2 pseudogenes are annotated in these 876 nt (G+C 66.2%); both read right to left on the bottom strand.

What is annotated here, in order from left to right:
- A pseudogene (locus GVL12_RS25710) lies at window positions 1–313 on the bottom strand (4-hydroxy-2-oxovalerate aldolase); the annotation flags it as partial.
- A gap of 166 nt (window positions 314–479) precedes the next feature.
- Window positions 480–876 (bottom strand): annotated as a pseudogene (locus tag GVL12_RS25705) (acetaldehyde dehydrogenase); the annotation flags it as partial.

The raw sequence follows: 876 nt of genomic DNA, 5'->3' as shown, positions 1-876 counted from the left end.
CGCCGGCGTCATAGGCGGCCTTGAGGTCATGGACGGTGCCTATGCCCGGCAGCAGCAGCGTGGTGATCTTCGCGTGCTTGACCACGCTGGCCACGGCCTCTATCCATTCGAGGTCGGTGTGGGCGCCAAAGCCGTAGTTGAAGCTCGAGCCCTGCAGGCCGTCGCCATGCGCGACTTCGATGGAGTCGACCTTGGCGTCGTCCAGCGCCCGGGCGATCTGGCGGACCTGCTCGATGCTGTACTGGTGGCGGATCGCATGGCTGCCATCGCGCAGCGTGACGTCGGAGATATAGATTTTCTTGGCTTGATTCATGGTTCTCTTCTCAGTTTTCCTCGGTCGATACGCCACCCACACCCCATGCCACTGGCACTCTCCAGATCAGGGGCACCGAGGAAGGGCCGCCCCGCACCGAGGGTGCCGTCCCCCTTAGGGGGAAGCGGGGGACGGCCCCTGCCGCGCCAGCCGCTCAGGGGGCATTTCAAGTTGCCGCGAGCATGCGCGCGGCGATCTGCTCGGCCGTGCGCAGGCCGGCGCTGGTCATGATGTCGAGGTTGCCCGCGTAGGCCGGCAGGTAGTGCGCCGCGCCTTCGACTTCGAGAAACACCGAGGTCTTGAGGCCCGTGAGCGCATCGCCCACGCCCGGAATGCGTATGGGCTGAGCTATGCGGTCGAACTGCACTTTCTGCTTCAGGCGGTAGCCCGGCACATAGGACTGCACGGCCGCGGCCATGCGCTGCACCGATTCGGCGATCGCGGCTTCGTCGGCGAAGTCGCTGAGCGTGTAGACCGTGTCGCGCATGATCAGCGGCGGCTCGGCCGGGTTCATGACGATGATGGCCTTGCCACGGGTCGCGCCGCCCACCACTTCGATGGCC

Source organism: Pantoea sp. 18069 (assembly GCF_902706035.1).
Classification (GTDB): domain Bacteria; phylum Pseudomonadota; class Gammaproteobacteria; order Burkholderiales; family Burkholderiaceae_C; genus Comamonas.
The sequence above is the reverse complement of the archived record's forward strand: the minus strand, read 5'-3'. Positions and strand labels throughout refer to the sequence as shown.